General features: G+C 70.1%; 30 protein-coding genes. 12 read left to right on the top strand and 18 right to left on the bottom strand.

The window, feature by feature from the left end:
- The first annotated feature begins 281 nt into the window (after positions 1 to 281).
- A complete protein-coding gene (locus ACZ7IB_RS39110; RefSeq protein ID WP_470919303.1) occupies positions 282 to 2,123 on the top strand; it encodes a gamma-glutamyltransferase family protein in 1,842 nt (613 codons plus the stop codon).
- Positions 2,124 to 2,186: 63 nt separating this feature from the next.
- Positions 2,187 to 3,014, top strand: a complete 828-nt coding sequence (locus tag ACZ7IB_RS39105; protein ID WP_470919302.1) for an inositol monophosphatase family protein — start codon at positions 2,187 to 2,189, stop codon at positions 3,012 to 3,014.
- Here the strand turns inward: ACZ7IB_RS39105 and ACZ7IB_RS39100 are convergent.
- Positions 2,990 to 3,415: a VOC family protein gene (locus ACZ7IB_RS39100; protein ID WP_470919301.1), complete on the bottom strand. Its 426-nt coding sequence runs from the start codon at positions 3,413 to 3,415 to the stop codon at positions 2,990 to 2,992. The two genes, ACZ7IB_RS39105 and ACZ7IB_RS39100, sit on opposite strands and share 25 nt — an antisense overlap.
- A complete protein-coding gene (locus ACZ7IB_RS39095; protein ID WP_470919300.1) occupies positions 3,412 to 4,236 on the bottom strand; it encodes a nucleotidyltransferase family protein in 825 nt (274 codons plus the stop codon). The genes ACZ7IB_RS39100 and ACZ7IB_RS39095 overlap by 4 nt, the downstream gene beginning before the upstream one ends.
- A 138-nt stretch (positions 4,237 to 4,374) precedes the next feature.
- Here ACZ7IB_RS39095 and ACZ7IB_RS39090 point away from each other — a divergent pair, with 138 nt between their 5' ends.
- Positions 4,375 to 5,790: a phytoene desaturase family protein gene (locus tag ACZ7IB_RS39090; protein ID WP_470919299.1), complete on the top strand. Its 1,416-nt coding sequence runs from the start codon at positions 4,375 to 4,377 to the stop codon at positions 5,788 to 5,790.
- 97 nt (positions 5,791 to 5,887) lie between these two features.
- On the opposite strand, the gene ACZ7IB_RS39085 is transcribed toward ACZ7IB_RS39090, so the two are convergent.
- Positions 5,888 to 6,184, bottom strand: coding sequence for a hypothetical protein (locus ACZ7IB_RS39085; protein WP_470919298.1), 297 nt, complete (start codon positions 6,182 to 6,184; stop codon positions 5,888 to 5,890).
- 14 nt (positions 6,185 to 6,198) lie between these two features.
- Here ACZ7IB_RS39085 and ACZ7IB_RS39080 point away from each other — a divergent pair, with 14 nt between their 5' ends.
- Positions 6,199 to 6,735: an O-acetyl-ADP-ribose deacetylase gene (locus ACZ7IB_RS39080; protein ID WP_470919297.1), complete on the top strand. Its 537-nt coding sequence runs from the start codon at positions 6,199 to 6,201 to the stop codon at positions 6,733 to 6,735.
- 93 nt (positions 6,736 to 6,828) lie between these two features.
- On the opposite strand, the gene rpsR is transcribed toward ACZ7IB_RS39080, so the two are convergent.
- From rpsR to rpmG, 4 genes are read right to left on the bottom strand one after another with little or no spacing between them, the layout of a single operon-like run.
- A complete protein-coding gene (gene rpsR / locus ACZ7IB_RS39075) occupies positions 6,829 to 7,065 on the bottom strand; it encodes a 30S ribosomal protein S18 (protein ID WP_470919295.1) in 237 nt (78 codons plus the stop codon).
- A gap of 45 nt (positions 7,066 to 7,110) precedes the next feature.
- Positions 7,111 to 8,265 carry a CobW family GTP-binding protein gene (locus ACZ7IB_RS39070; protein ID WP_470919294.1) on the bottom strand — a complete coding sequence of 385 codons (1,155 nt, stop codon included), beginning with the start codon at positions 8,263 to 8,265 and terminating at the stop codon, positions 7,111 to 7,113.
- Positions 8,265 to 8,519, bottom strand: a complete 255-nt coding sequence (locus ACZ7IB_RS39065) for a type B 50S ribosomal protein L31 (RefSeq protein ID WP_470919292.1) — start codon at positions 8,517 to 8,519, stop codon at positions 8,265 to 8,267. The genes ACZ7IB_RS39070 and ACZ7IB_RS39065 overlap by 1 nt, the downstream gene beginning before the upstream one ends.
- A gap of 33 nt (positions 8,520 to 8,552) precedes the next feature.
- Complete coding sequence (gene rpmG, locus ACZ7IB_RS39060; protein ID WP_470919290.1) at positions 8,553 to 8,717, bottom strand: 50S ribosomal protein L33; 165 nt, start codon at positions 8,715 to 8,717, stop codon at positions 8,553 to 8,555.
- A gap of 66 nt (positions 8,718 to 8,783) precedes the next feature.
- On the opposite strand from rpmG, the gene rpmB reads away from it, so the two are divergent.
- The 4 genes from rpmB to ACZ7IB_RS39040 all read left to right on the top strand — a co-directional run bounded on the left by rpmB (position 8,784) and on the right by ACZ7IB_RS39040 (position 11,614).
- On the top strand, positions 8,784 to 9,020 hold the full coding sequence (gene rpmB, locus ACZ7IB_RS39055) for a 50S ribosomal protein L28 (protein ID WP_470919288.1): 237 nt from the start codon (positions 8,784 to 8,786) through the stop codon (positions 9,018 to 9,020).
- A complete protein-coding gene (gene rpsN, locus ACZ7IB_RS39050; protein WP_470919287.1) occupies positions 9,020 to 9,325 on the top strand; it encodes a 30S ribosomal protein S14 in 306 nt (101 codons plus the stop codon). Before rpmB ends, rpsN begins: the two co-directional genes overlap by 1 nt.
- 271 nt (positions 9,326 to 9,596) lie before the next feature.
- Positions 9,597 to 11,069: a DNA-3-methyladenine glycosylase 2 family protein gene (locus ACZ7IB_RS39045; RefSeq protein ID WP_470919286.1), complete on the top strand. Its 1,473-nt coding sequence runs from the start codon at positions 9,597 to 9,599 to the stop codon at positions 11,067 to 11,069.
- 20 nt (positions 11,070 to 11,089) lie between these two features.
- Positions 11,090 to 11,614 (top strand): methylated-DNA--[protein]-cysteine S-methyltransferase, encoded by a 525-nt coding sequence (locus ACZ7IB_RS39040; RefSeq protein WP_470919285.1) that lies wholly within the window; start codon positions 11,090 to 11,092, stop codon positions 11,612 to 11,614.
- A gap of 89 nt (positions 11,615 to 11,703) precedes the next feature.
- Here ACZ7IB_RS39040 and ACZ7IB_RS39035 read toward each other — a convergent pair whose 3' ends face one another.
- Positions 11,704 to 12,288, bottom strand: coding sequence for a TMEM165/GDT1 family protein (locus tag ACZ7IB_RS39035; RefSeq protein ID WP_470919283.1), 585 nt, complete (start codon positions 12,286 to 12,288; stop codon positions 11,704 to 11,706).
- A 335-nt stretch (positions 12,289 to 12,623) separates the two neighbouring features.
- On the opposite strand from ACZ7IB_RS39035, the gene ACZ7IB_RS39030 reads away from it, so the two are divergent.
- The gene (locus tag ACZ7IB_RS39030; RefSeq protein ID WP_470919282.1) at positions 12,624 to 13,028 is read left to right on the top strand and encodes a (2Fe-2S) ferredoxin domain-containing protein; all 405 of its coding nucleotides are present in this window, start codon (positions 12,624 to 12,626) and stop codon (positions 13,026 to 13,028) included.
- Between the two features lie 109 nt (positions 13,029 to 13,137).
- Here ACZ7IB_RS39030 and ACZ7IB_RS39025 read toward each other — a convergent pair whose 3' ends face one another.
- Positions 13,138 to 13,887, bottom strand: a complete 750-nt coding sequence (locus tag ACZ7IB_RS39025) for an SIR2 family NAD-dependent protein deacylase (protein ID WP_470919280.1) — start codon at positions 13,885 to 13,887, stop codon at positions 13,138 to 13,140.
- Between the two features lie 68 nt (positions 13,888 to 13,955).
- Between ACZ7IB_RS39025 and ACZ7IB_RS39020 the strand changes: the two genes are divergently transcribed.
- Positions 13,956 to 14,156 (top strand): DUF2191 domain-containing protein, encoded by a 201-nt coding sequence (locus tag ACZ7IB_RS39020; RefSeq protein WP_470919279.1) that lies wholly within the window; start codon positions 13,956 to 13,958, stop codon positions 14,154 to 14,156.
- Here ACZ7IB_RS39020 and ACZ7IB_RS39015 read toward each other — a convergent pair.
- Both ACZ7IB_RS39015 and ACZ7IB_RS39010 read right to left on the bottom strand, forming a co-directional pair.
- A complete protein-coding gene (locus ACZ7IB_RS39015) occupies positions 14,131 to 15,333 on the bottom strand; it encodes a hypothetical protein (RefSeq protein ID WP_470919277.1) in 1,203 nt (400 codons plus the stop codon). The genes ACZ7IB_RS39020 and ACZ7IB_RS39015 overlap by 26 nt on opposite strands.
- Before the next feature lie 193 nt (positions 15,334 to 15,526).
- Positions 15,527 to 16,021 (bottom strand): NUDIX domain-containing protein, encoded by a 495-nt coding sequence (locus ACZ7IB_RS39010; RefSeq protein WP_470919276.1) that lies wholly within the window; start codon positions 16,019 to 16,021, stop codon positions 15,527 to 15,529.
- A gap of 132 nt (positions 16,022 to 16,153) precedes the next feature.
- Between ACZ7IB_RS39010 and ACZ7IB_RS39005 the strand changes: the two genes are divergently transcribed.
- Complete coding sequence (locus tag ACZ7IB_RS39005; protein WP_470919275.1) at positions 16,154 to 17,269, top strand: glycerate kinase; 1,116 nt, start codon at positions 16,154 to 16,156, stop codon at positions 17,267 to 17,269.
- A gap of 73 nt (positions 17,270 to 17,342) precedes the next feature.
- Here the strand turns inward: ACZ7IB_RS39005 and ACZ7IB_RS39000 are convergent, their stop codons facing one another.
- The 3 genes from ACZ7IB_RS39000 to ACZ7IB_RS38990 all read right to left on the bottom strand — a co-directional run bounded on the left by ACZ7IB_RS39000 (position 17,343) and on the right by ACZ7IB_RS38990 (position 19,871).
- On the bottom strand, positions 17,343 to 17,837 hold the full coding sequence (locus ACZ7IB_RS39000) for an SRPBCC family protein (RefSeq protein WP_470919274.1): 495 nt from the start codon (positions 17,835 to 17,837) through the stop codon (positions 17,343 to 17,345).
- Positions 17,838 to 17,965: 128 nt separating this feature from the next.
- Positions 17,966 to 18,922 (bottom strand): MASE1 domain-containing protein, encoded by a 957-nt coding sequence (locus ACZ7IB_RS38995; protein ID WP_470919273.1) that lies wholly within the window; start codon positions 18,920 to 18,922, stop codon positions 17,966 to 17,968.
- Between the two features lie 121 nt (positions 18,923 to 19,043).
- Positions 19,044 to 19,871 carry a PP2C family protein-serine/threonine phosphatase gene (locus ACZ7IB_RS38990; RefSeq protein ID WP_470919271.1) on the bottom strand — a complete coding sequence of 276 codons (828 nt, stop codon included), beginning with the start codon at positions 19,869 to 19,871 and terminating at the stop codon, positions 19,044 to 19,046.
- Positions 19,872 to 20,056: 185 nt separating this feature from the next.
- Between ACZ7IB_RS38990 and ACZ7IB_RS38985 the strand changes: the two genes are divergently transcribed.
- Positions 20,057 to 21,088 (top strand): zinc-binding alcohol dehydrogenase family protein, encoded by a 1,032-nt coding sequence (locus ACZ7IB_RS38985; RefSeq protein ID WP_470919269.1) that lies wholly within the window; start codon positions 20,057 to 20,059, stop codon positions 21,086 to 21,088.
- Between the two features lie 129 nt (positions 21,089 to 21,217).
- Here ACZ7IB_RS38985 and pssA read toward each other — a convergent pair whose 3' ends face one another.
- The 4 genes from pssA to ACZ7IB_RS38965 all read right to left on the bottom strand — a co-directional run bounded on the left by pssA (position 21,218) and on the right by ACZ7IB_RS38965 (position 24,626).
- Positions 21,218 to 22,039, bottom strand: a complete 822-nt coding sequence (gene pssA, locus ACZ7IB_RS38980; protein ID WP_470919308.1) for a CDP-diacylglycerol--serine O-phosphatidyltransferase — start codon at positions 22,037 to 22,039, stop codon at positions 21,218 to 21,220.
- 22 nt (positions 22,040 to 22,061) lie between these two features.
- Complete coding sequence (locus ACZ7IB_RS38975; RefSeq protein ID WP_362196922.1) at positions 22,062 to 22,709, bottom strand: phosphatidylserine decarboxylase; 648 nt, start codon at positions 22,707 to 22,709, stop codon at positions 22,062 to 22,064.
- 181 nt (positions 22,710 to 22,890) lie between these two features.
- On the bottom strand, positions 22,891 to 24,096 hold the full coding sequence (locus tag ACZ7IB_RS38970) for an acyl-CoA dehydrogenase family protein (RefSeq protein ID WP_470919267.1): 1,206 nt from the start codon (positions 24,094 to 24,096) through the stop codon (positions 22,891 to 22,893).
- Between the two features lie 2 nt (positions 24,097 to 24,098).
- Positions 24,099 to 24,626 (bottom strand): MaoC family dehydratase, encoded by a 528-nt coding sequence (locus ACZ7IB_RS38965; RefSeq protein WP_470919265.1) that lies wholly within the window; start codon positions 24,624 to 24,626, stop codon positions 24,099 to 24,101.

Raw genomic sequence — 24,626 nt, 5'->3', positions numbered from 1 at the left:
AGCAGGGCATTCGGTGCCGTCCGCCCGTCCGCGCTCGACGCCTTTGCGTTATCGATCGTCAGCAAAAATCGTCCGCTATGTGGGAACCCCTCTTACCTTGCGGACTGTATGCGAAATACGGTCTGCGATATTCCGTGAGGCGGGTCGCGAGGGGCGATCGATAGCCTGCTCGACGATCAGGTGAACGAGTCGGCAGGGTCGAACTCCCCAGATTCTCCCAAGGGCCCGATTGTGAGCTTTGATTGGTTCGCTTGATACGTACAAGCAGCAAGGTGACGCGCATGTTCACGACCCGGCCCACCCTCCAGGGCACCTTCGGCATGGTGTCCTCCACCCACTGGCTCGCCTCGCAGTCCGCGATGGCCGTCCTGGAGGACGGCGGCAACGCCTACGACGCCGCCGTCGCGGCCGGATTCGTCCTGCATGTCGTCGAACCGCACCTCAACGGCCCGGCCGGTGAAGTGCCGATGATCCTGGCGCCGAAGGACGGCGAGGTGCAGGTGCTGTGCGGCCAGGGCCCCGCCCCCGCCGGTGCCACCGTCGCCCACTACCGCTCCCTCGGCCTCGACCTCGTCCCCGGCACCGGTCCGCTCGCCGCAGCCGTGCCGGGCGCGTTCGGCGCCTGGATGCTGCTGCTGCGCGACCACGGCACCAAGACCGTCGCCGAGGTGCTGCGGTACGCCATCGGGTACGCGGAGGACGGCCACGCGCCCGTCGAGCGGATCGGCCAGACCGTCGAGACCGTCCGCGAACTCTTCGAGACCGAGTGGCAGTCCTCCGCCGACGTCTACCTGCCCGGCGGCAAGTCGCCGAAGCCGGGCGAGCTGTTCCGCAACCCCGCACTCGCCGCCACCTGGCGCCGGCTGACCGCCGAGGCGCAGGAGACCGGCGGCGAGGACCGCATCGCCCAGATCGACGCCGCACGGAAGATCTGGAGCGAGGGGTTCATCGCCGAAGCCCTGGTCCGCCAGGCCGCCCGCCCCACCATGGACACCAGCGGTAGCCGCCACACCGGCACCCTCACCGCCGCCGACCTGGCCGGCTGGTCCGCGTCGTACGAGGCGCCCGCCACGTACGACTGGAACGGCTGGACGCTCGCCAAGGCCGGTGGCTGGAGCCAGGGCCCCGCCTTCCTCCAGCAGCTCGCCCTGCTCCCCGCCGAGCTTCCGCAGTACGGCTCCGCCGACTACGTCCACCTGCTCATCGAGGGTTGCAAGCTCGCCATGGCCGACCGCGAGGCCTGGTACGGCGACGCCGCCGACATACCCCTCGACACGCTGCTCTCGGAGCCGTACAACGCCGGGCGCCGCGCCCTCATCACCGACGAGGCCTCGCGCGAACTGCGCCCCGGCAGCCCGGACGGCCGCACCCCCGTCCTCAGCCGGCACGCCCACGCCGTCGCCTCCGGCGAGGCCGGCTTCGACGCCATGGGCATCCCGGCGGCGGGCGTCGGCGAGCCGACCGTGGCCAAGAACCGCGCCGGTGCCGGCGAGCCGGCCGTCGGCAAGGACGGCGCGACGCGCGGCGACACCTGCCATGTCGACGTGGTCGACCGCTGGGGCAACATGGTCTCCGCCACGCCCAGCGGCGGCTGGCTCCAGTCCAACCCGGTCGTGCCGGAGCTCGGCTTCCCGCTCGGTACCCGGCTCCAGATGGCCTGGCTCGACGAGGGCCTGCCGAACTCCCTCACCCCCGGCCGCCGCCCCCGCACCACCCTCACCCCGTCCCTCGCCCTGCGCGACGGCGTCCCGGTCATGGCGTTCGGCACGCCCGGCGGCGACCAGCAGGACCAGTGGCAGGTCCACTTCTTCCTGGCGGTCGCCCTGCGCGCCGAAGTCCGCGGCGGCCTCGACCTCCAGGGCGCCATCGACGCCCCGAACTGGCACAACGACAGCTTCCCCGGCTCCTTCTTCCCGCGCGGGATGCGCCCCGGCAGCGTCACCGTCGAGGAGGGCATGGACCCGGAGGTCGTCGAGGAGCTGCGCCGCCGCGGCCATGACGTCACCGTCGGCGACCCGTGGTCCGAGGGCCGGATGTGCGCCGTGGCCCGCGACCCGGAGACCGGAGTGCTGTCCGCGGCCGCGAACCCGCGCGGCATGCAGGGGTACGCCGTCGGACGCTGACCGGCCACCTCCCCGCCATGACCAGGTCGTCGGCTCCGCGGTGGACCGTGCTTAGCTGGGGTCATGATCGATGAATTCCTTGCCGGAGACCTGACCGAGGTCGAGGCGGCGGTCCGCGCAGCGGCCGCCGCCGAGATCATGCCGCGCTACCGGCAGCTCGCCGCGCACGAGATCGTCGAGAAGAGCGGCCCGCACGACCTGGTCACCACCGCCGACCGCCTCGCCGAGGAACACCTCACCACATCCCTGACCAGGCTCCTGCCGGGCTCGGTCGTCGTCGGCGAGGAGGCGGTCCACGCCGATCCGAAGGTGTACGACGCGCTGGGCGGCGACGCACCGGTATGGGTCGTCGACCCGGTCGACGGCACCCGCCAGTTCGTCCGCGGTGAACCGGGCTTCTGCACCCTGGTTGCCCTCGCCCACCGCGGCGAACTTCTGGCCTCCTGGACGTATGCCGCGGCCCTGGACGAGATGGCGATCGCCGTCCGCGGCCGCGGTGCCACACTCGACGGCAAGCCGATACACTCCGGCTCGCCCGCGCCCGGGGCTGTTCTGCGGGTGGCGATGTCGCACCCCGACTACACCACCGAGGCCCAGAAGCGCGCCCTCCTGGGCCTGCGCACCGAGGGCATCGATGCCCGCCCCTGTGGTTCCGCGGGCCTCGAATACCTAGCCGTCGCCCGCGGCGACCAGGACGCGGTCGCCTTCAACTGGGAGTACGCCTGGGACCACGCGGCAGGCCTGCTCCTGGTCACCGAGGCGGGCGGCGCCCAGGCCACGCTCTCCGGCGCCCCGTTCCGTATCACCGGCGGGAACGCCCTGCCGTTCACGGCGGCCCGTGACGAGGCGACCGTCGAGCGCGTCCTTCAGGCGCTGCGCGGCGAAGCCTGACCGACCGCCGCCTCGCCGTTGCCGTGCTGGATCAGGCAGAACGGATGCCCGGCCGGGTCTGCGTAGATCCGCCACGGGCGCCCCGTCCCGGCTCCGTCGTCGAGGACCACCGCACCGGCCGCCACTGCCTGTGTCTGCGCCGCGTCCAGATCCGGGACGCCGAAGTCCAGATGGAACTGCTGCGGGTGCGCCGGGTCCCCCCACAGCGGCGGCCGGTGGTCCGCCACCCGCTGGAAGGCGAGGACCGGCCCGGCCGCCGTGTGGAGCGTCGCCCAGCCGTCGCCGAGCGCCCATCGCCGGTCCGGCCGGTCGACCTCCCCGCCGAGCAGACAGTGGTAGAACCCGGCGAGGCGTGCGGGATCGGCGCAGTCGAGTACCACGCACTGGAGTTCGGCGATCATGAGCGGCTCCCGGGCTCTTTGGCGCCCGTCGCCAGCACCGATCGGACGTCCCGCACCAACTCCGCAGCCCTCTGCACCGCCGCCGCGTCCAGCCCCCGCAGCGCCTCGCCCACCCGTTCGGCGAAGTCCGCGGGGGTGTCCGGCAGCGCGGCCGCAGCGGCCAGCGCACCCTTCTCGTTCAGACACCAGGTGCGGTGGTGGGCGTGGAGCGACTGGGTGAGGATGCCGAACGCCCGCGACAGGCACAGGGCGACATGGAGCGGGTCCCCGGCAGGGGCCGACTTACGGGCGGCCGCAACCGAGAATTCCGCCTCCCACGCGGCTTCGACGAGCGCGGTGCGCAGTGGCTCCGGATAGGTCCGGGTCTCCTGCTGAAGCACTGTCAATTCGTTTCGGGGATCGGCGAGTACCCGCCCGAGCGCGACCTCCCCGGGATAGGCGGGGGACCAGAAACCGAGCGGATGCCCCGGCTGCACGCCCACTTCGAAGCGGCCTTCGAGGCAGTCGGACCAGACCGCCTCCACCCGGTCCAGATCGCGCAGGATCCAGTCCACCGGGGCGCCGTCCACCCGCAGCCAGGCCCCGCCGTCGACCCAGGGCCCCCAGCCGCCGGGACCCGCGACCTCTGCCGGGGAGCCCTGTACCTCGGACGCCAACGCGGTCAGTGCGGCCAGGTCGGGAGTGCCGCGGTAGTACACGCCCAGATCCCAGTCGGAGTCCGGGCGGTGCGTGCCGCGGGCCCGGCTGCCGCCCAGGGCGACGGCCCGGATGCCGGGCAGCGCGGCGAGCCGGGAGGCCATGTCCGCGATACGGGCGGGCATGACAGAGCCGGGATGTGCCACGGGCGGGGTGTGAGAGTTCGGCGTGTTCATCGAGCGGCGACCCTACCCGCGACCGGGCTGTCGGCGCCTCGGAATATCCTGGGTGTCCTGGCCGTCGGCTGACGAAGGAGTCCGAAGGTGCCGTCGATGCTTGATGCTGTCGTCGTGGGGGCGGGGCCCAACGGACTGACCGCCGCGGCCGAACTGGCCCGCCGTGGCTTCGCCGTGGAGGTCTTCGAGGCGGCCGAGACCGTCGGAGGCGGTGCCCGTACCGAGGAGCTCACCCTCCCCGGCTTCCGCCACGACCCCTGCTCCGCCGTTCATCCGCTGGGCATCGGCTCGCCCGCGTTCAACGCGATGCCGCTGTCCCGGCACGGCCTGGAGTGGCTCCAGCCCGAGCTGGCGCTCGCCCACCCGTTCCCGGACGGGTCGGCCGCCGTGCTCACCGGTTCGGTGGGGGAGAGCGCCATGTCGCTCGGTGCCGAGGACGCCGGGGCGTACCGCAGGCTCGTCGCCCCGTACCTGGGCCACTGGGACACCCTCGCCGAGGACTTTCTGCGCACCCCGTGGGACGGGCTGCCCCGTGACCCGTACCGTTGGGTGCGATTCGGTCTCGACGCGATCCAGCCCGCGACGCTGCTCTCCCGCCGCTTCCGCGGTGCGAAGGCGCGCGGTCTGTTCGCCGGGCTCGGCGCCCATGCCATAGCGCCCGTCAGCGGCCTGGCCACCGGCGGGGTCGCCCTGCTCTTCGCCCTCGCCGCGCACGAGAAGGGCTGGCCGGTGCCGCGCGGCGGATCGCAGGCCATCTCCGACGCCCTTGCCTCGTACATACGCGAACAGGGCGGCACGATCCGTACCGGCACGGAGGTCAAGCGCCTGGACGAGCTCCCGCCCGCCCGCGCCTACATCTTCGACACCTCGCCGACCGCCCTCGCCCGCATCGCGGGGCTGGGACACGCCTACAGCGGCTATCGGTACGGGGCATCCTGCTTCAAGATCGATTACGCGCTGTCGGGCCCCGTCCCCTGGACCGCGAAGGAGGCCCGCCGCGCCGGAACGGTCCACATCGGCCCCACGGCAGGTGAAATCAACTCCGCGCTGAGCGCCGCGGTGACGGGCCGCGACCCGAGTGTGCCGTTCCTGATCACCGCACAGCCCAGCCTGGTCGATCCGTCCCGCGCTCCCGAGGGCCGGCACGTCTTCTGGGCGTACGGCCATGTCCCGGCGGGCTGGGAGGGCGACGCCACCGATGTCATCGAGCGGCAGCTGGAGCGCTTCGCCCCGGGTTTCCGCGACCTGGTGCTCGCCCGAGCGGTCGCGGGGCCGCCCCAACTCGCGGCGCGCAACGCCAATTACGTCGGCGGCGACATCGCGTGCGGCGCGTTCTCCGGCCTCCAGACGGTGATACGGCCCAAGCTCGCACGGGTTCCGTACGCGACGGCGCATCCGGCGGTGTTCATGTGCTCCTCGGCCACTCCGCCCGGCCCGGGCGTGCACGGCATGTCCGGTCACCATGCGGCGAAGGCCGTCTGGCGGCGGCTTCGGGCGGCCTGAGCGCCTCAAGGCCGTCCGGAGCGCCGGGACCGTCCGGCCCCGGGCCCATGTGCCCGCTGCCCCACCGGGCAGGGGGGCACCGGTCGCCTCCGGCCGGTCACGGCCGCGCACCCCCGGCCGTGACCTTCAGCGCCTTCGCGGACCGGCCGTGGACGCGCGACAGGACGACGGCGACCACGACCAGGATCATGTCGAGCACGACGAGGGAGGCGAGCGGAGGCATCCAAACCGCGGCGACACCCGCGACGACGCAGGCGGCACAGGCGGCGCACGCGATGAGCCGTTCGGTCCGGGACCGGCGGGTGGTGGCGCGGAATTGCCGGGCCTGCGCGGCCAGGTGGACCACGGGTCCGCCGAACAGCAGCACCAAGGGCCGTGCGGCCGACGAGGACACGGCATCATGGCCGCATGCGCACACCCGAGGCCGTCACCGTCACCCTGGTACGCGGTGACATCACCCAGCAGTCCGCCGATGTCATCGTCAACGCCGCAAACTCCTCCCTGCTCGGCGGCGGCGGAGTCGACGGGGCGATCCACCGGCGCGGCGGTCCGGAGATCCTCGCCGCGTGCCGCGAGTTGCGTGCCTCGCAGTACGGGAAGGGTCTGCGCACCGGCCAGGCCGTTGCCACGACCGCCGGAAAGCTCGATGCCCGATGGGTGGTTCACACCGTGGGGCCGGTCTGGAGCGGCGCCGAGGACCGTTCCGCGCTCCTCGCCTCCTGCTACCGCGAATCGCTGCGTGTGGCTGCGGAGCTGGGGGCTCGTACCGTCGCTTTCCCCGCCATCTCGACCGGGATCTATGGCTGGCCCATGGACGACGGAGCGCGTATCGCCGTCCGCACAGTTCTGGAGGAGGCCGCGCCGCCCGTCGAGGAGGTGCGATTCGTGCTGTTCGACGCGCATGCGTATGCGGAGTTCGAAGAGGTCCTGGCCGCGCGGGGCTGATGGGCGCGGCGGGTACGCAGGGCCCTGACGCAAGGGGGCTGCGTGCGTCCGACGGGCCGGGGAGGGGCCGGCGAACGCACGCACCCTGCGCTGTTACCTGTGCGCGTAGGGCAGCAGGGCCATCTCGCGGGCACTCCTGATCGCCCGGGCGAGCTGCCGCTGCTGCTGTGCGGTGACCCGGGTCACGCGACGGCTGCGGATCTTGCCGCGGTCGGAGATGAACTTCCGCAGCAGATCGGTGTCCTTGTAGTCGATGTAGGTGATCCCGGCCGTGTCCAGCGGATTGGGGCGGGACTTCAGCGGCTTGTGGGGATCGTTGCATCGTGCCATGTGACATTCCTTGGAGGTGAGGGCGCCGCCGCGTTCGGTGCGGGGTCAGGAAACCGGGTCGAGGAGCGAGTCGAAGGGGGCCGGGAGCTGTTTCCACGCCTCGGGTCCCGCCGCGTATTCGGTGTCTGTGAGCAGACAGGTTTCGAGGAGTTCGGCCAGCCCGTCGCGGTCGAGGCCGGGGGAGGTGAAGACGAGGTGCTGGCAGCAGTCGCCGTGCTCGGGGTGCCAGTCGAGCGAGGCCGCCGCCCTGCGCATGGGAGGCACCATGTCCCAGGCCGCGTCCGGCAAGGACGCCAGCCACGGCCCTGCGCTCTCCACGCAGAGCGCGCCACCGGCGGCGTCCCAGGCCAGCAGGGTGTCGGGGCGGTCGGCGAGCCAGAACCGGCCACGACTGCGCGCGGCCGCGCAGCACAGGTCTTCCAGCGCCTCGTACAGCCGCTCGGGATGGAAGGGGCGGCGGCGGTGCCAGACGAGCGTGGCGACCCCGGCCTCGTCCGCTTCCTGCGGGAGCAGGGCGCAGGCGGGGTGCTGGGCCGCAGCCGCCGTCTCCACGTCGAAGCCCGCGAAGGCCAGTCGGCCGAGTTCGCCAGAACCTGCGGGCACCTGACGTGCGGTCGGGTGGAGCTGGATGAGCAGGACGCGGTCCTTGTCGTCGGCCGCTTCGCTGTCGACGAGGGCGAGCACGGGCGCGTACTCCAACTGTCGTGCCCAGGTGTCTCCCACGGTTCGCCGGTCGGTGGTGGCCGCCGCGAGACCCGCCTCGGCCAGGTCGTCGCCGTTGCCGAGGTACGGCAGCACGAGTGCGGGGTCGACGGCCGTCATCACATTGGTGAGTTCAAGTACGTGACCGCCGTGCGCGACGATGACCTCGGCCATCGCTCCGGGCTCGACCGAGTCCCACAGCTCGACGATCGCCAGCCGGGTCAGACCGCTGCCGGCCAGTCGCTCCAGCTCGGGGACCAGGTCCTCGCGCAGCGCGCAGCAGGCGCAGTCGTTGACGAGCGGGGCGTCGCCGTGGGACAGCTCACCCGACGCGTCCCGTACGAGGCGCCGCACGGTGCCCTCGGCGCCGGTGGCCAGATCGTGGTGGAGGGCGACGCTGCCGGGGACGATGCGCAGCAGTCGGTCCACGACCTCCTTGCGGGCGACGGAGTGCAGCCCGCCGACGATCACGACGGGCAACCGGGCCTGGATCCGCATCAGTTCGCCCCGCGTCGGCCGTAGCGGCGCTCGAACCGCTCAACCCGGCCGGCGGTGTCCAGAACGCGGGCGGTGCCCGTGTAGAAGGGATGGCTCACGGAGGAGATCTCGACATCGACGACGGGGTAGGTGTTGCCGTCCGCCCACTCGACCGTCCTGTCGCTGGTAGCGGTGGAACGAGTGAGGAAGGCGGAGCCGGCGGCCTTGTCGCGGAAGACGACGGGACCGTAGGCGGGATGGATTCCGGGCTTCATGACGGTGTCCTTCTGGGTGGCGTGGGAGAGCGGTCAGCGCTCTTCGCGGAAGTCGACGTGCTCGCGGGCGACCGGGTCGTACTTGCGCAGGACCATGCGCTCTGGGTCGTTCCGGCGGTTCTTGCGGGTGACGTACGTGTAGCCGGTCCCCGCAGTGGAGCGGAGCTTGACGACCGGGCGTAGTTCGGTGCGAGCCATGGCGCTACTATATGGCAATGATTTCCATTTCCATCAAATGGTCCACCGTGGAAGGCAGGTAGCGCCATGTCCGCCCACTGCCAACTGACCGGCGCCCAGCCGGGCTTCGGCAACAACATCTCCCACTCGCACCGGCGCACCTTGCGCCGCTTCGATCCCAACATTCAGCGCAAGAGGTACTGGCTGCCGAGCGAAGGCCGGAACATCCGGCTGACGCTCAGCGCCAAGGCGATCAAGACGATCGACAGCATCGGGATCGAGGCGGCCGTCGCCCGTATCCGCGCCAGGGGAGTGAAGGTCTGATGGCCAAGAAGAGCAAGATCGTGCAGAACGAGAAGCGCAAGGCGATCGTCGAGCGATATGCCGCCCGCCGCGCCGAGTTGAAGGAGACCATCCGTCGGCCGTCCTCGACGGTTGCCGAACGCCGCGCCGCCATGGACGAGTTCCGGCGCCAGCCGCGCGACGCCGGCCCGACCCGGGTGCGAAACCGGGACGGCGTGGACGGGCGGCCGCGCGGGCATCTGCGGAAGTTCGGGCTTTCTCGCGTCCGTATGCGCGAGCTGGCCCATGCCGGGTTCCTCCCCGGAGTCACCAAGTCCTCCTGGTGACCTGGTCATTCGTGATGTGTGGCGGTCGTCCGTGATCCCCGGCAGGAGGGGTGCGGCCGGCCGCCCACCCGGCCCGGAGGGGGCCGTCCTACGGCCGTCGTCCTCGGCGCCGCCCCCATTTGCCGGTCGGTCTCAGATCATTCTGCTCAAGATCGATCACCACCCCGTCCGTGTTGTTCGCGAGGCTAGGAATTCGAAGAGGCCCTGGCAGTACAAGGCTGATGTCGGATTCTCGCCAGCCCCCAAGTGCCCCGTGACCGATGCTTGAGTCATGCACACCGACACCGAGCGCTGCGTGCGGGCCGTCCAGTCCAAGGACTCCCGCTTCGACGGCTGGTTCTTCACGGCGGTCCTGACCACCCGGATCTACTGCCGCCCCAGCTGCCCCGCCGTGCCCCCCAAGGTCGAGAACATGACCTTCTACCCCAGCGCCGCCGCCTGCCAGCAGGCCGGATTCCGGGCCTGCAAGCGGTGCCGCCCCGACACCAGCCCCGGTTCCCCGGAGTGGAACGCCCGTGCCGACTCCGTCGCCCGTGCGATGCGACTCATCCGGGACGGTGTCGTCGACCGCGAAGGCGTCCCCGGTCTTGCGGTCCGGCTGGGCTACTCCGCCCGGCAGATCGAGCGCCAGCTGCTCGCCGAGCTGGGCGCCGGCCCGCTGGCCCTGGCCCGTGCGCAGCGCGCCCAGACGGCGCGGCTGCTCATCGAGACGACCGGACTCCCCATGGCCGAGGTCGCGTTCGCAGCCGGGTTCTCCTCGATCCGTACCTTCAACGACACCGTCCGTGAGGTCTTCGCACTGGCCCCGGGCGAGCTGCGCAGCCGTGCGGCGCGGTCCGCGACACCGTCGCCCACTCCGGGCGTGATAGCGCTGCGGCTGCCGTACCGGGCCCCGCTCAACCCCACCAACCTCTTCGGCCACCTGGCCGCGACCGCGGTCCCGGGCGTCGAGGAGTGGCGCGACGGCTCCTACCGCCGCACGCTCACCCTCCGGTACGGACACGGCATCGTCGCCCTCACCCCGCACCCCGACCACATCGCCTGCCGGCTCTCCCTCACCGATCCGCGCGATCTCACCCTCGCGATCAGCCGCTGCCGCTGGCTGCTCGACCTGGACGCCGACCCCGTGGCCGTCGACGACCAGTTGCGCGCCGATCCGCTGCTCGCCCCCCTGGTCGACAAGGCGCCGGGCCGACGGGTGCCGCGTACCGTCGACGGTGCGGAATTCGCCGTACGAGCGGTGCTCGGCCAGCAGGTCTCGACCGCGGCCGCCCGCACCCACGCGGCCCGCCTGGTCACCGCCCACGGCCTTCCCGTCAACGACCCGGAGGGCGGCCTCACCCATCTCTTCCCGACCTCCGGTGCCCTCGCCGCGCTCGACCCCGAACAGCTCGCCCTGCCGCGCAGTCGACGCACCACCCTCACCACACTCGTCGGCGCACTCGCCGACGGCACACTGCAACTCGGCACCGATACCGACTGGGAGAAGGCGCGGGCCGAGCTGACCGCCCTGCCCGGCTTCGGCCCCTGGACCGTCGAGGTGATCACGATGCGGGCGCTCGGGGACCCGGACGCGTTCCTCCCCACCGACCTCGGCATCCGGCGCGCGGCCGAGCATCTGGGCCTCCCGTCGACACCCGCAGCGCTCACCGCCCGCGCGGCGGCCTGGCGGCCCTGGCGGGCGTACGCGGTCCAGTATCTTTGGACCGTGGACGATCACCCGATCAACCACCTGCCCGCATAAGCAAGTTGGGAAGTTCGCTCATGACCGCGACGCATATGCGCGACGTGACCCGGCAGCACACGGTCGTCGACAGCCCGTACGGTCCGCTCACCCTCGTCGCCACCGACGGTGTCCTCGCGGGCCTTTACATGACCGACCAGCGGCACCGCCCGCCCGAGGAGACCTTCGGCGACCTGGACCCACACCCCTTCGCGGAGACGATCCGCCAGCTCGACGCCTACTTCGCCGGTGAACTGCGCGAGTTCGACCTGCCGCTGCATCTGGACGGCACCCCGTTCCAGCGCAGCGTCTGGGCGCAGCTCCAGCTGATTCCGTACGGCGAGACCCGCTCCTACGGCGAACTGGCCGAGTTCCTCGGCAAACCGGGCGCCTCACGCGCGGTGGGCCTCGCCAACGGCAAGAATCCGGTGGGCATCATCGTCCCCTGCCACCGTGTCATCGGCGCCTCCGGCAGCCTCACCGGATACGGCGGCGGGCTCGACCGCAAGCAGCGGTTGCTGGCCTTCGAGAACGGCACGCAGGACGACGCCCTGGCGCTCTTCTGACGCCGCCCGCGCGAAGAAACGCGAAGACGGGCTTGGAATTCCAAGCCCGTCCGCGAGCCACGCATGAAGAAGCCGAGCCGGCGGAGGCGTCAGCCGGTGAAGATCTCCACGAGGGTCCAGACCGCCAGCCCCAGCATGCAGAGCCCGCCGATCCGCTGAACCGTCTTGAGGGGCACCCGCTTCGCGATGAACCGCCCCGCGAGCAGCGCCAGTGCCGAGACGGACATCAGGGCGGCCGCGGACCCGATCGCCGTGGACCAGGTGCCGTTGCTCGCGGCCAGATTGGCCGTGGTGATCTGGGTGAGGTCGCCCCACTCGCTGATGAATACCGCCATGAACGCGGTCGAGTAGACCGGCCAGAAGCCGGTCACCGTCTTGGTGCCGCCCTCCTCCTCGTCATCGCCGCCGCCGTTGCGCAGCAGCATGAACGCCCCGAACGCGAAGAGGGACGCCGAGACGAGCTTGACGATCCAGTCGGGCAGCAGCCCGATCAGGCTGCCCGCCCCGACGGCGATGGCCACGTGCACGATGAACGCGGACGACGTACCGAACCAGACATACAGGGGTCGCATACGGGTGCCCATGGCAAGCGACGCGAACATCGTCTTGTCGGGGAGTTCCGCTAGGAAGATCAGCCCGAAGGCGGTGAGGATCGCCAGGGGGTCGAGGTGCATTCCGGGTGGCTTTCTGTAAGAGCCGGGCCCGGGCCTTCGCGAAGCGCCACTCGGGCTTTTCGGAGGACCACTCGGCCCGGCATGACGTCAGCGCCCACGGGGCGCGGGCGCGTCATACCTGACCGAAGGTCTCGCCCGCCCGTAAGGATCTACGGGCCCGGCCACCGGGAACCCGGAGGCTCCAGTGTGTCGACGACCGGTTTGCGGGGCTACTCCCCTTCGCAGCCATCCACTTTACCTCACCGGCCGGTGGGGGAGTGCAGGTGTTCGATCCGGCGGAGGGATCGGTAGAGTCCCACAGTGATCATCCGCGCCGGCACCGGAGGCGTCCCCGTATGAGCCGCCGCACCCGCAGGGCCGACCCCGCCCCGGGCACGCCCCGCCCCACCGTCAGCGTCTGCCGCGGCTGCTGCTGCGGGACGCCGAAGATCCCCGACGTCGACCACGCCGGTCAGCTCGCCGAGCTGCGCCGTTCGCTCGGCGAGGCCGCCACGGTCCGTGCCGTCGAGTGCCTGGACGCCTGCGAGCAGGCCAACGTCATCGTCGTACAGCCTTCCGCGCAGGGACGCAGGGCGGGCGGCCGCCCGGTCTGGCTCGGGCTGGTCAACGACCCGGACGCCGTGACGGACATCGCCGCCTGGGTCGAGGCGGGCGGCCCGGGGCTGGCGGACCCACCCGAGATCCTCGACCTGTACACGTTCCGCCCCTCGCGCCGCATACAACAGGAACTCGATCACTAGGGTCTCAAGGTTCGGTCATGCGGGGGACCGTACAGCCCACCTCCGACACTGCCCGGTGTGATCGGCGCCGGTGCGGCAGGGGCGAGCGTTCTTCGGCCGTAGCTACCACTCAGCCCCTGGAGCCCGTACCCGTTTCCGGGCCCGCGGCCAGTCGTTTCAGCAGTGCGGGAAGCGCCGTGCCGATGGGCTCGCGGATGGTCTCGTCGGCCAGTTCGTCGTACGGTGTGGGCTCCGCGTTCACCACGATCAGCCGCGCCCCGTTGTCCACCGCGATCCCGGCCAGCGAGGCGGCGGGCTGCACCTGCAGCGTCGTACCGACTGCGATGAAGACCTCGCAGGCCTTGGCGATCGACATCGCCTCGCCCAGCACCACCGGATCGAGCCGCTCGCCGAACATGATCGTCGCCGATTTCAGGATGCCGCCGCAGACGGTGCACGGCGGGTCGGCCTCGCCGGCCTCCACGCGGGCCAGCGCCTCGGCCATCGGGGAGCGGGCATGGCAACGGGTGCAGACCGTCTCGTGCGCGCTCCCGTGCAGTTCGAGTACCTTGCGGGCGGTCAGACCGGCGAGCTGATGCAGACCGTCGACGTTCTGAGTGATCACCCGCACCGCGGCGCCGGACCGCTCCAGCTCCGCCACCGCCCGGTGGGCCGCGTTCGGCTCCGCGCCCCAGGTCGCGCTGGTGCGGCGCATCTGCCAGGAGCGGCGGCGGATCTCCGGATCGGCCATGTAGAAGTCGTACGTGACAAGCTTCTCGGCCTCCGGATCCTTGCGCCAAAGCCCATTGGGCCCGCGGTAGTCGGGGATGCCGGAGTCCGTGGAGATACCGGCGCCGCTGAGGATCGCGACGAGAGTCATGGCACGAGCGTACGCAGCGCCGGCCGTCTCCCGCGAGGTCATTTCACCCGGCGCCGTGGTCCCGTTCCATGGCCGAGGTCACCGTAGGTCTCGATGCGGAACTCGTGGTGGAAGTGATGGTGCTCGCGGGCGCCGGCAGCCCGCAGGACGCCGTCGAACCCGTCGTACGCGACTGCATCGCGCGCGGCCACCGCACCGAAGCGCGAACTGCCGCGCGCGAGGAGCCGCTGCCCGAGGTGGACGTCAAGCCGCAGGACCGACAGGGCTGAACGGTGACGGGGTCCGGCCCGTCCAGGTGTTCAGCACGGCGCGGGCTGTCTGCTTGGTGACGCCGCCGTCCTGGACCGTGCCGCTCCGAGCGACATAGAACCGCCCGTCGTCGAGCGAGACCAGCCCGTACTGTCCGTACTGCCCCGGCACCGGCCACCCGTACGTGCCGGTCGCCGCATCGTGTGCCCCATCGCGCAGCAGAGGGAGCAGCAGACCGCGCTCCGGCCTCTGCTGACCGAGGACGGGGCCGCGTACCGGCTTCCTCGCACCGTCCAGCGCGAAGACCGAGTAGTTGGGGAAGCCCGGCTTGGCGCCCTTGTAGACGGCCATCAGCCAGTTGCCGCTGTAGCCGTCGTACTCCAGGTTCTGCACGCCGTACGTGGTGTTCCCGGTGTACGCGAAGAACTTTCCGCCGACGTGTGCGGGGCCGCTGGTGTGCGGGGCGGACTCGGTCAGCGGGCGCTCGTACTTCTTCCACCGGGTGACGTCGTACTGGAGCAGCACCTGGTGGTCGTTGTCCGTGCGGCCCGTGTTGGCGTACACGCCGTACGCGACCGTCAGTTTCTGCTCACCGCGCTTGCCGCGCCGGTCGCCGAACTCCGGGCCGAACGCGACGCCGTCGATGCCGCTGCAGCCGTAGCGGTGATCGGGCGTATTGGCCGTGTCGCCGTCGAAGACGCCGTCGCCGTTCATATCGGCGGTGAAGTCCTTCACCACCTCCCTGAGATAGACGGTCGAGACGACACCCGTGGACTGGGCGTCCATGTCCATCCGGGTGATGCGGTCGACATCGAGGATCGCGATGTAGAAGGACTTCGCCTCCTTGTACTCCAGCGAGCCGTAGACCCTGCCGTCCTTCTCGTTGAAGTCCAGATCGCCGAGATGGCCGGTGAATCCGGTGACCGAGCCGACCGGGTTGCCCTTGAGGTCGGTCTTGACCAGCAGGTTGGTCATCGAGAAGTACATGAAGCCCTTGCGGCGGTCGATGGCCATGCCCTGGACATGCCCCGACTGCCACGCGCCGCCGTCGACCGACAGCGGCACCTTGCGGTGTGCGGCCGGGGCCGACGCCGGCTCCGCGGTCGCGGTCGACGCCGTGGCGACAACTGCCGTACAGGCGAACGCTGCGACGATCGTGGCGAGCAGCCCGCCGAGGTGTCCCGTGTGCGTACGCATGATCCCTCCGCTGTCGTGGAGTTCGGATGATGCCGGTCGAGGGTGCACTGCGGACAACTGACACATGAACTCGGGTGTCCGGCAGCTGTTGACCGGACTATCAGCTGACGTCCTGTCAAGACAACGGGACACAACGGAAATACGGGCTGTACGTGACGGGTGATGGGTGCCGGGGCGCGAGCGGGCGCGTACGTCAGCCGGTCACCGGGCGGCCGTCCTCCAGCTCCACTGCACCGCTGCTGGAATCGAGCACATCCAGTGCCGCCCTCAGGCGCAGCGCGAGGCCACCGTGCAGATAGCGGTCGAGTTCGTCGCGCTCGACCAGTTCCCAGGACAGGAGTTCCTCCTCCTGCAGCCGGATCGCCTTCAACTCCGCCTCGTCCAGCACTCCGCCGTCGTACAGATACGCGGCGATCGGTGGCCGCTTCGGGCCACGTGCCCAGTCGATCGCGAGCAGCCGTCCCGGCTCCAGATCGAGACCGATCTCCTCGGCCGTCTCGCGTCGCGCGGCCTGCCGAGGGCTCTCGCCCTCGTCCGACTCGACCGTTCCGCCAGGCAGCGCCCAGCCGTCCCGGTAGTTCGGCTCGACGAGCAGCACTCGCCCGCGGACGTCCCGGAACACGGTGGCCGCAGCAGCGAGAACCCGGGGGAGTCCCGCGATGTAGGTGGCGTAATCAGTGGTGGTCACGCGGGCAGCGTAGTGGGGGCGGAGCCGGTGCGAGGACGACTCTGGGCAGCAGGTATCCGCTGCGGATAGGGTCAGGGGCGGCGCGACTGCCTGTTCGAAAGCAAGGGATTCAAGGTGGCGGACGGAGCAGTGATGGAGACCGCACGCGTGCTCGTCGCGGCGGACAAGTTCAAGGGCTCGCTCACGGCCGTACAGGTCGCGGAGCGGGTGACGGCCGGGCTGCGGCGCGTCGTCCCCGGGGTGCAGGTCGAGACCCTGCCCGTGGCGGACGGCGGCGACGGCACGGTGGCGGCGGCGGTGGCCGCCGGGTTCGAGCGCCGCGAGGTGCGGGTGACGGGGCCGCTCGGCTATCCGGTGACCGCGGCGTACGCGCTGCGCGACACCACGGCGGTGGTGGAGATGGCCGAGGCCTCGGGCCTCCAGCACCTCCCCGCAGGGGTGTTCGCCCCGCTCATGGCCACGACGTACGGCTCCGGCGAGTTGCTGGCCGCGGCGCTCGACGCGGGTGCCCGGACGATCGTGTTCGGCGTCGGCGGCAGTGCGACCACGGACGGCGGCGCGGGCATGCTGGCCGCGCTCGGAGCCCGCTTCCTGGACACGGACGGCAAGCCCGTCGGCCCCGGTGGCGGCGGCCTCGCCGACCTGGCCGAGGCGGACCTGTCCGGCCTCGACGCGCGAATGGCCGATGTGGACCTGATCCTCGCCAGCGACGTGGACAACCCACTGACGGGCCCGAAAGGAGCCCCGGAGATCTACGGCCGGCAGAAAGGCGCGACCGACGACGACATCGCGACGCTCGATGCCGCGCTCGCCCACTACGCGTCCGTTCTGGGCCCGGACCACGCCCGGCTGCCCGGAGCAGGCGCCGCGGGCGGCATCGGCTACGGGGCACTGGTCGCTCTCGGCGCCCGGTTCCGCCCGGGCATCGAGGTCATGCTCGACGTCCTCGGCTTCGCCCCCGCGCTGGCACGCGCCACGCTGGTGATCACCGGGGAAGGTTCGCTCGACGAGCAGACCCTCCACGGCAAGGCCCCGGCAGGTGTGGCCGCGGCAGCCCGTGCCGCGGGCGTCGAGGTCGTGGCGGTCTGCGGCCGTCTCGCCCTGCGGCCGGAAGCTCTGGCCGGCGCGGGCATCGGCCGCGCGTACGCCCTCACGGACCTGGAACCGGACCCCGCGGTCTCCATGGCCCAGGCGGGACCACTACTGGAACGGGCGTCCGAGGCGATCGCGCGCGACTTCCTGCTGTAGTCCGCCCCGGTTTCGGGAAGGGCGGGTAGGGGGCAGCCCCTTCCCGAAACCGCACTGCACCTCACATTCCGCGTCACCCCACAGAGGGCGCCGCCCCCTGACCGTCGGTCGTGTCCGCGTCGGGACGGTCCCCGTCGGCGAGCAGCTCCGCCAGACACCGCAGCTCCGCCGGCAGATCACGGCGCCACGCCATCGTCACGAACGGGGCAAGGATGATCATGCCGCCGTCCAGATGGGGCTTGACCGAAACGGTGACCATCGTTCCCTGCCGGCTCGGACTCAGCCGGAACTCGAGTTCCGGGGAGTGGCGGCCCAGCGGGGTCCACATCCGCGCACCGCGGAACGCCAGGTACTCGACGGGTGCACTCGCGGTGCACGTGAGGCGGTGCATCCGCCGCCTGCCCGGGAACTTGCAGGTGTACTCGTCGCCGCGTTCCGTGCTGATCGGGCCCTCGATCACCTGATCTATGCTCGACGACCACACGGCCAGATTCCGCGGATCCCGTAGAAACGAGAAGATCTCGTCGGCGGGGCGGGGCACATGGACGTTCGCAGACACATGGGGCATGGCTCCACCTCTTATGGCGCCCGTCCGCCGAGTCTCGGCGTCCGGTTGCCCTCGTTGCGGTGCCGTTCGCCCATCAGCTTGCTTCGGATCGCAGGTCCGCGCACTCTTCGCACGGCCGATGGAGTGATTCAGGTGTCCTGCTGCGACACCTTCTCGGAGAGTTGCTCACAGAGTCGCTTGATCTCCTGGTATGTGCGGTTCCGTTCGGCGATGACCGCCGCGAGGAGCAGAGCCGTGAGTGAGGTGGCTCCGTTGAATGCCTGGAGCGTGATCATGTTGGTGAGGAGACGGTGGTGGGCGAAGGGGCCTGTCATCCGTCCGGCGGCGAGGATCGCGAAGACGGACACGCCCAGTGCGCAGCACGCGGCGCCGGCCCGCTCGAAGCGGAAAGCGGCCCAGATCAGGAACGGGAACACGAGGAAGAGCAGGGAAGCGTTGGGGGTGTCGGTCGCCAGGACGGTGACGGTCGCCGTGCACGCCACCAGCGCGGCGGCCTCCACCCACCTGGGCAGGCCGACGCCGTGCGGCCATCGGACCCTTCGGACGACGAGAAGGAACGGCGTGACGACCATGACGCCCATGGCGTCGCCCGTCCACCAGACCGACCAGGTCGGCCGGAAGCCACCGGCCGGGATCGCCCCCGACAGGACCAGGATGCCGGTGCCCACGGTCGCGCTGATCAGCATGCCGCCCAGTGCACCGAGGAAGACCAGCGCCAGCGCGTCCCGCAAGCGGTCGAGGGCGTTGTGGAAGCCGGCACGGCGCAGCACCAGGTAGGAGCAGATCGGGGCGAGGGTGTTTCCGGCCGCGATGAACAGGACGGGCACAAGGGAAGGCCCGATGAAAATGTTGACGACGAGGGCACCGAGCGCGATTCCCGGCCAGATCCGCATACCGAACACGAGCAGCGCCGCGACCGCGATCCCGGTCGGGGGCCACAGCGGCGTGACCTGGCCGCGCACCACCTGCTGGAGCAGCCCCAGACGGGCCGTCGCGAAGTAGCAGACGGCCACCGCCAGGAACGTCAGGACCGTGACCGTGTGCTGCCGGAGCTGTGCGCTGTCCACCACCACAGCATCAGACACCACGTCGAGGCGGCCCGGCCGGTCAGGCACGCCGACGCCACACCGATGAAGCGGACGAATGAGGTGCGTCCCTGCTGGGCAGCCCGGGCTGCCGCCTTGGCCGACGAACGAGGACTTCCCGCTAGCCGCCGCCCGGCACACCGTCGTAGCGGACGACGAGGACGGCGGCGTCGTCCTCATGACCGGTCAGGTCCGCCACCTTGATCACTCGCGAGGCCAGCTCGCCGGGATCGGACCCGTCCGCCGTACCGACCAGTGCGGACACCGCAGCCAGTCCCTCGTCCATCGGGTAGGCCGGTCCTTCCACGACCCCGTCGGTCACCATGACCAGATACCCGGGCTGCTTCAGCCGCCGACGGGTCACGGGGTAGTGCTGGCCGGGGAATATCCCCAGGGGCACCCCGCCGGCGTCCAGGGAGATGCCCGAGTCGCCGCCGTCGCTGCCCCAGACGATCGGGACATGCCCGGCCCGGGCGACGCAGAACTCACCGCTCTCCGGGACAATGCTCAGCAGGCAACAGGTCGTGAACAGGTCACCGCCCAGTGAGATCAGCAGATCGTTGGCGCAGGCCAGCACCTTCCCCGGGTCGACCGTGACGCTGGCGAGGGCCCTGAGACTGGCACGGGCCTCACCCATGAAGGCGGCGGCCTCCACCCCGTGACCCTGCACATCACCGATGGCGATCTCCGCCACCCCGTCCCTCATGGAGAACGCGTCGTAGAAGTCGCCGCCGACAGCCAGACCGTTCTGCGACGGCGAGTACCGGGCCGCGATCCGGATGCCCGGAAATTCCGGAAGTTCGGCCGGGAGCATGTGCCGCTGCAGCGCCATGCCCAGCTCCGCCCGGGCTCGCTGCAGCCTGATGTTCTCCAACGCCTGATCGACCAGACGCCCAAGTGTGACCAGGAGCTCCTGGGTGCTGTCCGGTGAGCTGCGGTGTCGGTGCATGGCGTCCCTGGGCGTTGTCGGTGCGCCCCTGTTGAAACCTTAGCCCTCCTGCCGACACATGCAGGAGGGCACGGGTGAACACGGTCGAAGCACCACGGCGGTCCAGGCTCGGTGCTGTGGCCCGTTTCTCGCATACGGACAACGGGCCGGTTGCCTGGCCGGCTCCACCGCCGCACGCTGGATGTGTGGATGTCTCCGTGTCCGTCCCGGCTGAGCAGAGCGGCTGGGCCGTCCGGACACCCGGTCCGATCGGCACCGGGCCCTTGGCGCGCGTGCACCGCACGATGCCTGCTCCCGGTCCCGGGGAGCTTCTGCTGAACGTGGAAGCGTGCGGCGTCTGCCGCACGGATCTCCATCTGGCCGAGGGCGATCTCCTGCCGCGCCGTCCCTCCACGGTCCCCGGTCATGAGATCGTCGGCCGGGTGGCGGCCGTCGGCGAGGGGGCCGGCCTCTTCCGTATCGGTGACCGGGCGGGTGGAGCGTGGCTGCGCGGAACGTGCGGGAGTTGCCGGTACTGCCTGGGCGGCCGGGAGAACCTCTGCCCGCGGTCCACCTATACCGGGTGGGACGCGGACGGCGGTTTCGCCGACACGGCGCTGGTTCCGGAGGCGTTCGCCTACCGGCTCCCGGAAGATCAGGACGCCGTCCGGCTCGCACCACTCCTCTGCGCGGGAATCATCGGATACCGGTCGCTGAGGCGCAGCGCGCTGCCGGAGGGTGGGCGGCTGGGAATCTACGGCTTCGGCGCGTCGGCCCATCTGGCTGCCCAGGTGGCCGTGGCCGAGGGCGCCACTGTTCATGTGCTGACCCGCTCGGCACAGGCACGCGCGCTCGCTCTGGACCTCGGCGCCGCGTCGGCGGGCGGTGCCTATGACCGCCCGCCGGAGCCTCTGGACTCGGCGATCCTGTTCGCACCCGTCGGCGACCTGGTGCCGGTGGCGATGGAGGCACTGGACAGGTCCGGCACGCTCGCCATCGCCGGAATCCATCTGTCGGACATACCCGTGCTGAACTACCAGCGCCACCTGTTCCAGGAGCGCAATCTGCGCAGCGTCACCTCCAACACTCGCGAGGACGGCCGCGATTTTCTTGCTCTGGCCGGGCGCGTGGGCATCCGGGTCACGGTGAGCACCTACCCGCTCAGCAGGGCCGACCAGGCACTGACCGATCTGGCGGCCGACAGGGTGAACGGGGCCGCCGTGCTCGTGCCCGGCTGAGGGCCGGGCGCTGTACAGCGGGCGGGAGTACCGGGACACGTCCGTCAGCCGGTCGTCGGATACCGGCACACGCAGAGGGCCCCGGGTGCTGGGGAGCACCCGGGGCCCACTTACGTATCTGCTGTACCGCTACGGCAGCTGCGCCGCCCGCGCCTCACGCCGGTTGTCGCGGAAGGTGTTCACCCGCCGTGCCGTCGCGAAGAGCGGGATGACCGCTCCCAGGACCACCTGCAGCGCACAGCCGGTCTGGAGGAGCAGCTTACCGCCGGGGGCGTCGAACGCCCACGCGGCGAGGAGTCCCATCGCGGCCACGATCCAGCTGAGCATCGCCACCGCGAGGACGCCCCGCGGTTTCGGGTACTCGACCCGGCTGACCATCAGCCACGCCACTCCGACGATCGCGAGCAGCGTGAGTGGGAAGGGCAGCTCCAGGAGCACGATCGAGACGACCGTGAGCGCTCCGAAGGGGCTCGGCATGCCCTGGAACATGCCGTCCTTCATGGTCACGCAGGAGAATCTGGCAAGTCTGAGCACCACAGCCAGCAACACCACGATCGCCGCCAGCGCCGAAACCCGCTGGTGTGCGTCGTCCGCGACCATGCCGTACACGAGGACGAAGTACGCCGGGGCGAGCCCGAAGCTGATCAGGTCCGAGAGGTTGTCCAGCTCGGCACCCATCGGCGAGGAGCGCAGCTTGCGTGCCACGAGCCCGTCGAAGAGGTCGAACACCGCGGCCATGAGCATGAGGATCACGGCGGTGGCCGCGGAGTGCCGGGCCATACCGCTCTCGTCGCTGCCCGTGAGATGCGGGATGAGGATTCCGGTGGTGGTGAAGTACACCGCCATGAAACCGCACGTCGCGTTGCCGAGAGTGAGGGTGTCCGCTATCGACAGCCGCAGAGAGAGCGGCATGTCCTCGCCGCCATCCTCCTCGGACTCCGCCTCCGGCACCCAGCCGGCCTGTGTGTCAGGATCAATCACGGTCAATTCGAGTCACCCCCGCGGTGGTGGCCTGGCCGACCTCGACCGCGACATCGATACCTTCCGGAAGGTAGATGTCGACCCGGGAGCCGAAACGGATCAGACCGATGCGCTCGCCCTGCTCCACCTTCGTGCCCTGCGGGACATAAGGGACGATGCGGCGGGCGACCGCACCCGCGATCTGCACCATCTCGATGTCACCGAGCTCGGTGTCGAAGTGCCAGACAACGCGCTCGTTGTTCTCGCTCTCCTTGTTGAACGCCGGAACGAACCCACCGGGGATGTGCTCGACCGAGGTCACCGTGCCGGCCAGGGGTGCGCGGTTGACATGGACATTCAGCGGGCTCATGAAGATCGCGACGCGGGTGCGCCCGTCCTTCCACGGCATGATGCTCTGCACCACGCCGTCGGCCGGCGAAATGACCCGGCCCTGGGTGATCTCACGCTCGGGGTCGCGGAAGAACCACAGCATGCCCGCCGCGAGGGCGGTGGTGGGCACGGCCACCGCGGCCCAGCGTCCGGACTTGCGGGCCCGGGTGAGGCTGAGCGCCGCGGTGGCGACGGTCGGGAGGAGCCACGGCGAAGCTCCGCGCGCAAGGCGGACTCCGCCGCGTGGTGCAGAGGTTTGGCTGTCGGGCATGGATGACCTTCGTAGCGGATGATGCCGCGCTGGCAACGGGGGACGGCGGCTTTTCCGGCGATGTTATCGGTTGCGAGCCGCAACTGGGCAAGCCAGCAGCCGAGTCGGACGGCTTGAAGGCACCGCCTGAGGGTGACAGGGTGTGATCTTCTTCGCGGCCAAATCGCCTCGAAAGGGACAATCACCCCTGGAACCGGTACTCCTCGAGGAGTCGGCGCCCAATGATCATTTTCTGGATCTCGGCGGTACCTTCACCGATCAGCAGCATCGGGGCCTCCCGGTAGAGGCGCTCGATCTCGTACTCCTTGGAGAAGCCGTAACCGCCATGGATCCGGAAGGCGTCCTCGACGACTTCCTTGCAGTACTCGGAGGCGAGGTACTTCGCCATCCCTGCCTCCAGATCGTTTCGTTCTCCGGAGTCCTTTTTGCGCGCTGCATTTACCATCATCGCATGGGCGGCCTCGACCTTGGTGGCCATTTCGGCCAACTTGAACTGGATCGCTTGGTGCTGGGCGATCGGCTTTCCGAAGGTGTGACGCTGCTGGGCATAAGAAACGCCCAGCTCGAATGCACGCTGTGCGACGCCGCAGCCACGCGCAGCCACATTCACCCGGCCGACCTCGACGCCATCCATCATTTGGTAAAACCCTCGACCGGTAGTGCCACCCAGTACCCGATTGGCCGGAATGCGTAGCCCGTCCATGATGAGTTCGGTCGTATCGACGCCCTTGTAGCCCATTTTGTCGATTTTGCCGGGGATGGTGAGACCGGGCCGGACCTCGCCGAAACCGGGCTCCTTCTCCACCAGGAACGTCGTCATCGACTTGTGCGGGGCGGTCCCCTCGGGGTGGCCTTCGTCACTCCGGCACAGCACGGCGACGAGCGAGGACGTGCCACCGTTCGTGAGCCACATCTTCTGGCCGTTCAGGACGTACTCATCGCCGTCCTTGACGCCTTTGGAGGTGATCGCCGCGACATCGGAGCCCAGCGCCGGCTCGGACATCGAGAACGCGCCGCGGACCTCGCCCAGCGCCATCCGCGGCAGGAATGTGTCCTTCTGCTCCTGCGTGCCGTGCTGCTTGAGCATGTACGCCACGATGAAGTGCGTATTGATGATTCCTGACACGCTCATCCAGCCGCGGGCAATTTCCTCCACGCACAGCGCGTATGTGAGAAGCGACTCACCCAGACCCCCGTACTCCTCGGGAATCATCAGTCCGAACAGGCCGAGCTCCTTGAGCCCCTCGACGATCTCGGCCGGGTACTCGTCACGGTGCTCCAGCTGGGTCGCGACCGGAATGATCTCCTTGTCGACGAAGTCCCGGACCGTGGAGAGAATTTCCTGCTGGACATCGTTGAGACCGGCAGTCTGGGCAAGTCGCGTCATGGCTACTTCTCCACGTTCTTCTGCGAAGGCTGGTTCAGCTCGGGGCGGCCGGGCTGCTCCCCGCCGCGCTCCTTGATGTACGTCTCGGTGGGGACCATCACCTTGCGACGGAACACGCAGACGAGGGTCCCGTCCTGCTTGTACCCCTTGGTCTCCACGTAGACGATTCCGCGGTCGTTCTTGGATTTTGACGGAGTCTTGTCCAGAACGGTCGTCTCGCCGTAGACCGTGTCGCCGTGGAAGGTCGGCGCGACATGCTTCAGCGACTCGACTTCGAGGTTGGCGATCGCCTTTCCGGAGACATCCGGAACGGACATTCCGAGCAGCAGCGAGTAAATGTAGTTGCCGACGACAACGTTCTTCCCGAAGTCGGTCGTCCTCTCCGCGTAGTTGCTGTCCATGTGGAGCGGGTGATGATTCATGGTCAGCAGGCAGAAAAGGTGGTCGTCGTACTCGGTGACCGTCTTTCCGGGCCAGTGCTTGTAGATCGCACCGACCTCGAATTCCTCAAATGTGCGTCCGAACTGCAT

Source organism: Streptomyces sp. NPDC037301, assembly GCF_055602785.1.
This window is presented reverse-complemented; position numbering and strand designations above follow the sequence as displayed.

What these genes read in the sequence shown, in the direction of transcription:
- ACZ7IB_RS39080 (WP_470919297.1), top strand. Translation starts at nt 6,199, where the DNA reads ATGCGCACACCCGAGGCCGTCACCGTCACCCTGGTACGCGGTGACATC.
- ACZ7IB_RS39065 (WP_470919292.1), bottom strand. Translation starts at nt 8,519, where the DNA reads ATGAAGCCCGGAATCCATCCCGCCTACGGTCCCGTCGTCTTCCGCGAC.
- ACZ7IB_RS39100 (WP_470919301.1), bottom strand. Translation starts at nt 3,415, where the DNA reads ATGATCGCCGAACTCCAGTGCGTGGTACTCGACTGCGCCGATCCCGCA.
- ACZ7IB_RS38975 (WP_362196922.1), bottom strand. Translation starts at nt 22,709, where the DNA reads ATGCCCGACAGCCAAACCTCTGCACCACGCGGCGGAGTCCGCCTTGCG.
- ACZ7IB_RS38990 (WP_470919271.1), bottom strand. Translation starts at nt 19,871, where the DNA reads ATGCACCGACACCGCAGCTCACCGGACAGCACCCAGGAGCTCCTGGTC.
- ACZ7IB_RS39020 (WP_470919279.1), top strand. Translation starts at nt 13,956, where the DNA reads ATGGCCGAGGTCACCGTAGGTCTCGATGCGGAACTCGTGGTGGAAGTG.
- ACZ7IB_RS39005 (WP_470919275.1), top strand. Translation starts at nt 16,154, where the DNA reads ATGGAGACCGCACGCGTGCTCGTCGCGGCGGACAAGTTCAAGGGCTCG.
- rpmG (WP_470919290.1), bottom strand. Translation starts at nt 8,717, where the DNA reads ATGGCTCGCACCGAACTACGCCCGGTCGTCAAGCTCCGCTCCACTGCG.
- ACZ7IB_RS39025 (WP_470919280.1), bottom strand. Translation starts at nt 13,887, where the DNA reads ATGACTCTCGTCGCGATCCTCAGCGGCGCCGGTATCTCCACGGACTCC.
- ACZ7IB_RS39105 (WP_470919302.1), top strand. Translation starts at nt 2,187, where the DNA reads ATGATCGATGAATTCCTTGCCGGAGACCTGACCGAGGTCGAGGCGGCG.
- ACZ7IB_RS38970 (WP_470919267.1), bottom strand. Translation starts at nt 24,096, where the DNA reads ATGACGCGACTTGCCCAGACTGCCGGTCTCAACGATGTCCAGCAGGAA.
- rpsR (WP_470919295.1), bottom strand. Translation starts at nt 7,065, where the DNA reads ATGGCACGATGCAACGATCCCCACAAGCCGCTGAAGTCCCGCCCCAAT.
- ACZ7IB_RS39040 (WP_470919285.1), top strand. Translation starts at nt 11,090, where the DNA reads ATGACCGCGACGCATATGCGCGACGTGACCCGGCAGCACACGGTCGTC.
- ACZ7IB_RS39110 (WP_470919303.1), top strand. Translation starts at nt 282, where the DNA reads ATGTTCACGACCCGGCCCACCCTCCAGGGCACCTTCGGCATGGTGTCC.
- ACZ7IB_RS39030 (WP_470919282.1), top strand. Translation starts at nt 12,624, where the DNA reads ATGAGCCGCCGCACCCGCAGGGCCGACCCCGCCCCGGGCACGCCCCGC.
- rpsN (WP_470919287.1), top strand. Translation starts at nt 9,020, where the DNA reads ATGGCCAAGAAGAGCAAGATCGTGCAGAACGAGAAGCGCAAGGCGATC.
- ACZ7IB_RS39070 (WP_470919294.1), bottom strand. Translation starts at nt 8,265, where the DNA reads ATGCGGATCCAGGCCCGGTTGCCCGTCGTGATCGTCGGCGGGCTGCAC.
- ACZ7IB_RS39000 (WP_470919274.1), bottom strand. Translation starts at nt 17,837, where the DNA reads ATGCCCCATGTGTCTGCGAACGTCCATGTGCCCCGCCCCGCCGACGAG.
- ACZ7IB_RS39015 (WP_470919277.1), bottom strand. Translation starts at nt 15,333, where the DNA reads ATGCGTACGCACACGGGACACCTCGGCGGGCTGCTCGCCACGATCGTC.
- ACZ7IB_RS39035 (WP_470919283.1), bottom strand. Translation starts at nt 12,288, where the DNA reads ATGCACCTCGACCCCCTGGCGATCCTCACCGCCTTCGGGCTGATCTTC.
- ACZ7IB_RS39045 (WP_470919286.1), top strand. Translation starts at nt 9,597, where the DNA reads ATGCACACCGACACCGAGCGCTGCGTGCGGGCCGTCCAGTCCAAGGAC.
- ACZ7IB_RS39095 (WP_470919300.1), bottom strand. Translation starts at nt 4,236, where the DNA reads ATGCCCGCCCGTATCGCGGACATGGCCTCCCGGCTCGCCGCGCTGCCC.
- rpmB (WP_470919288.1), top strand. Translation starts at nt 8,784, where the DNA reads ATGTCCGCCCACTGCCAACTGACCGGCGCCCAGCCGGGCTTCGGCAAC.
- ACZ7IB_RS38965 (WP_470919265.1), bottom strand. Translation starts at nt 24,626, where the DNA reads ATGCAGTTCGGACGCACATTTGAGGAATTCGAGGTCGGTGCGATCTAC.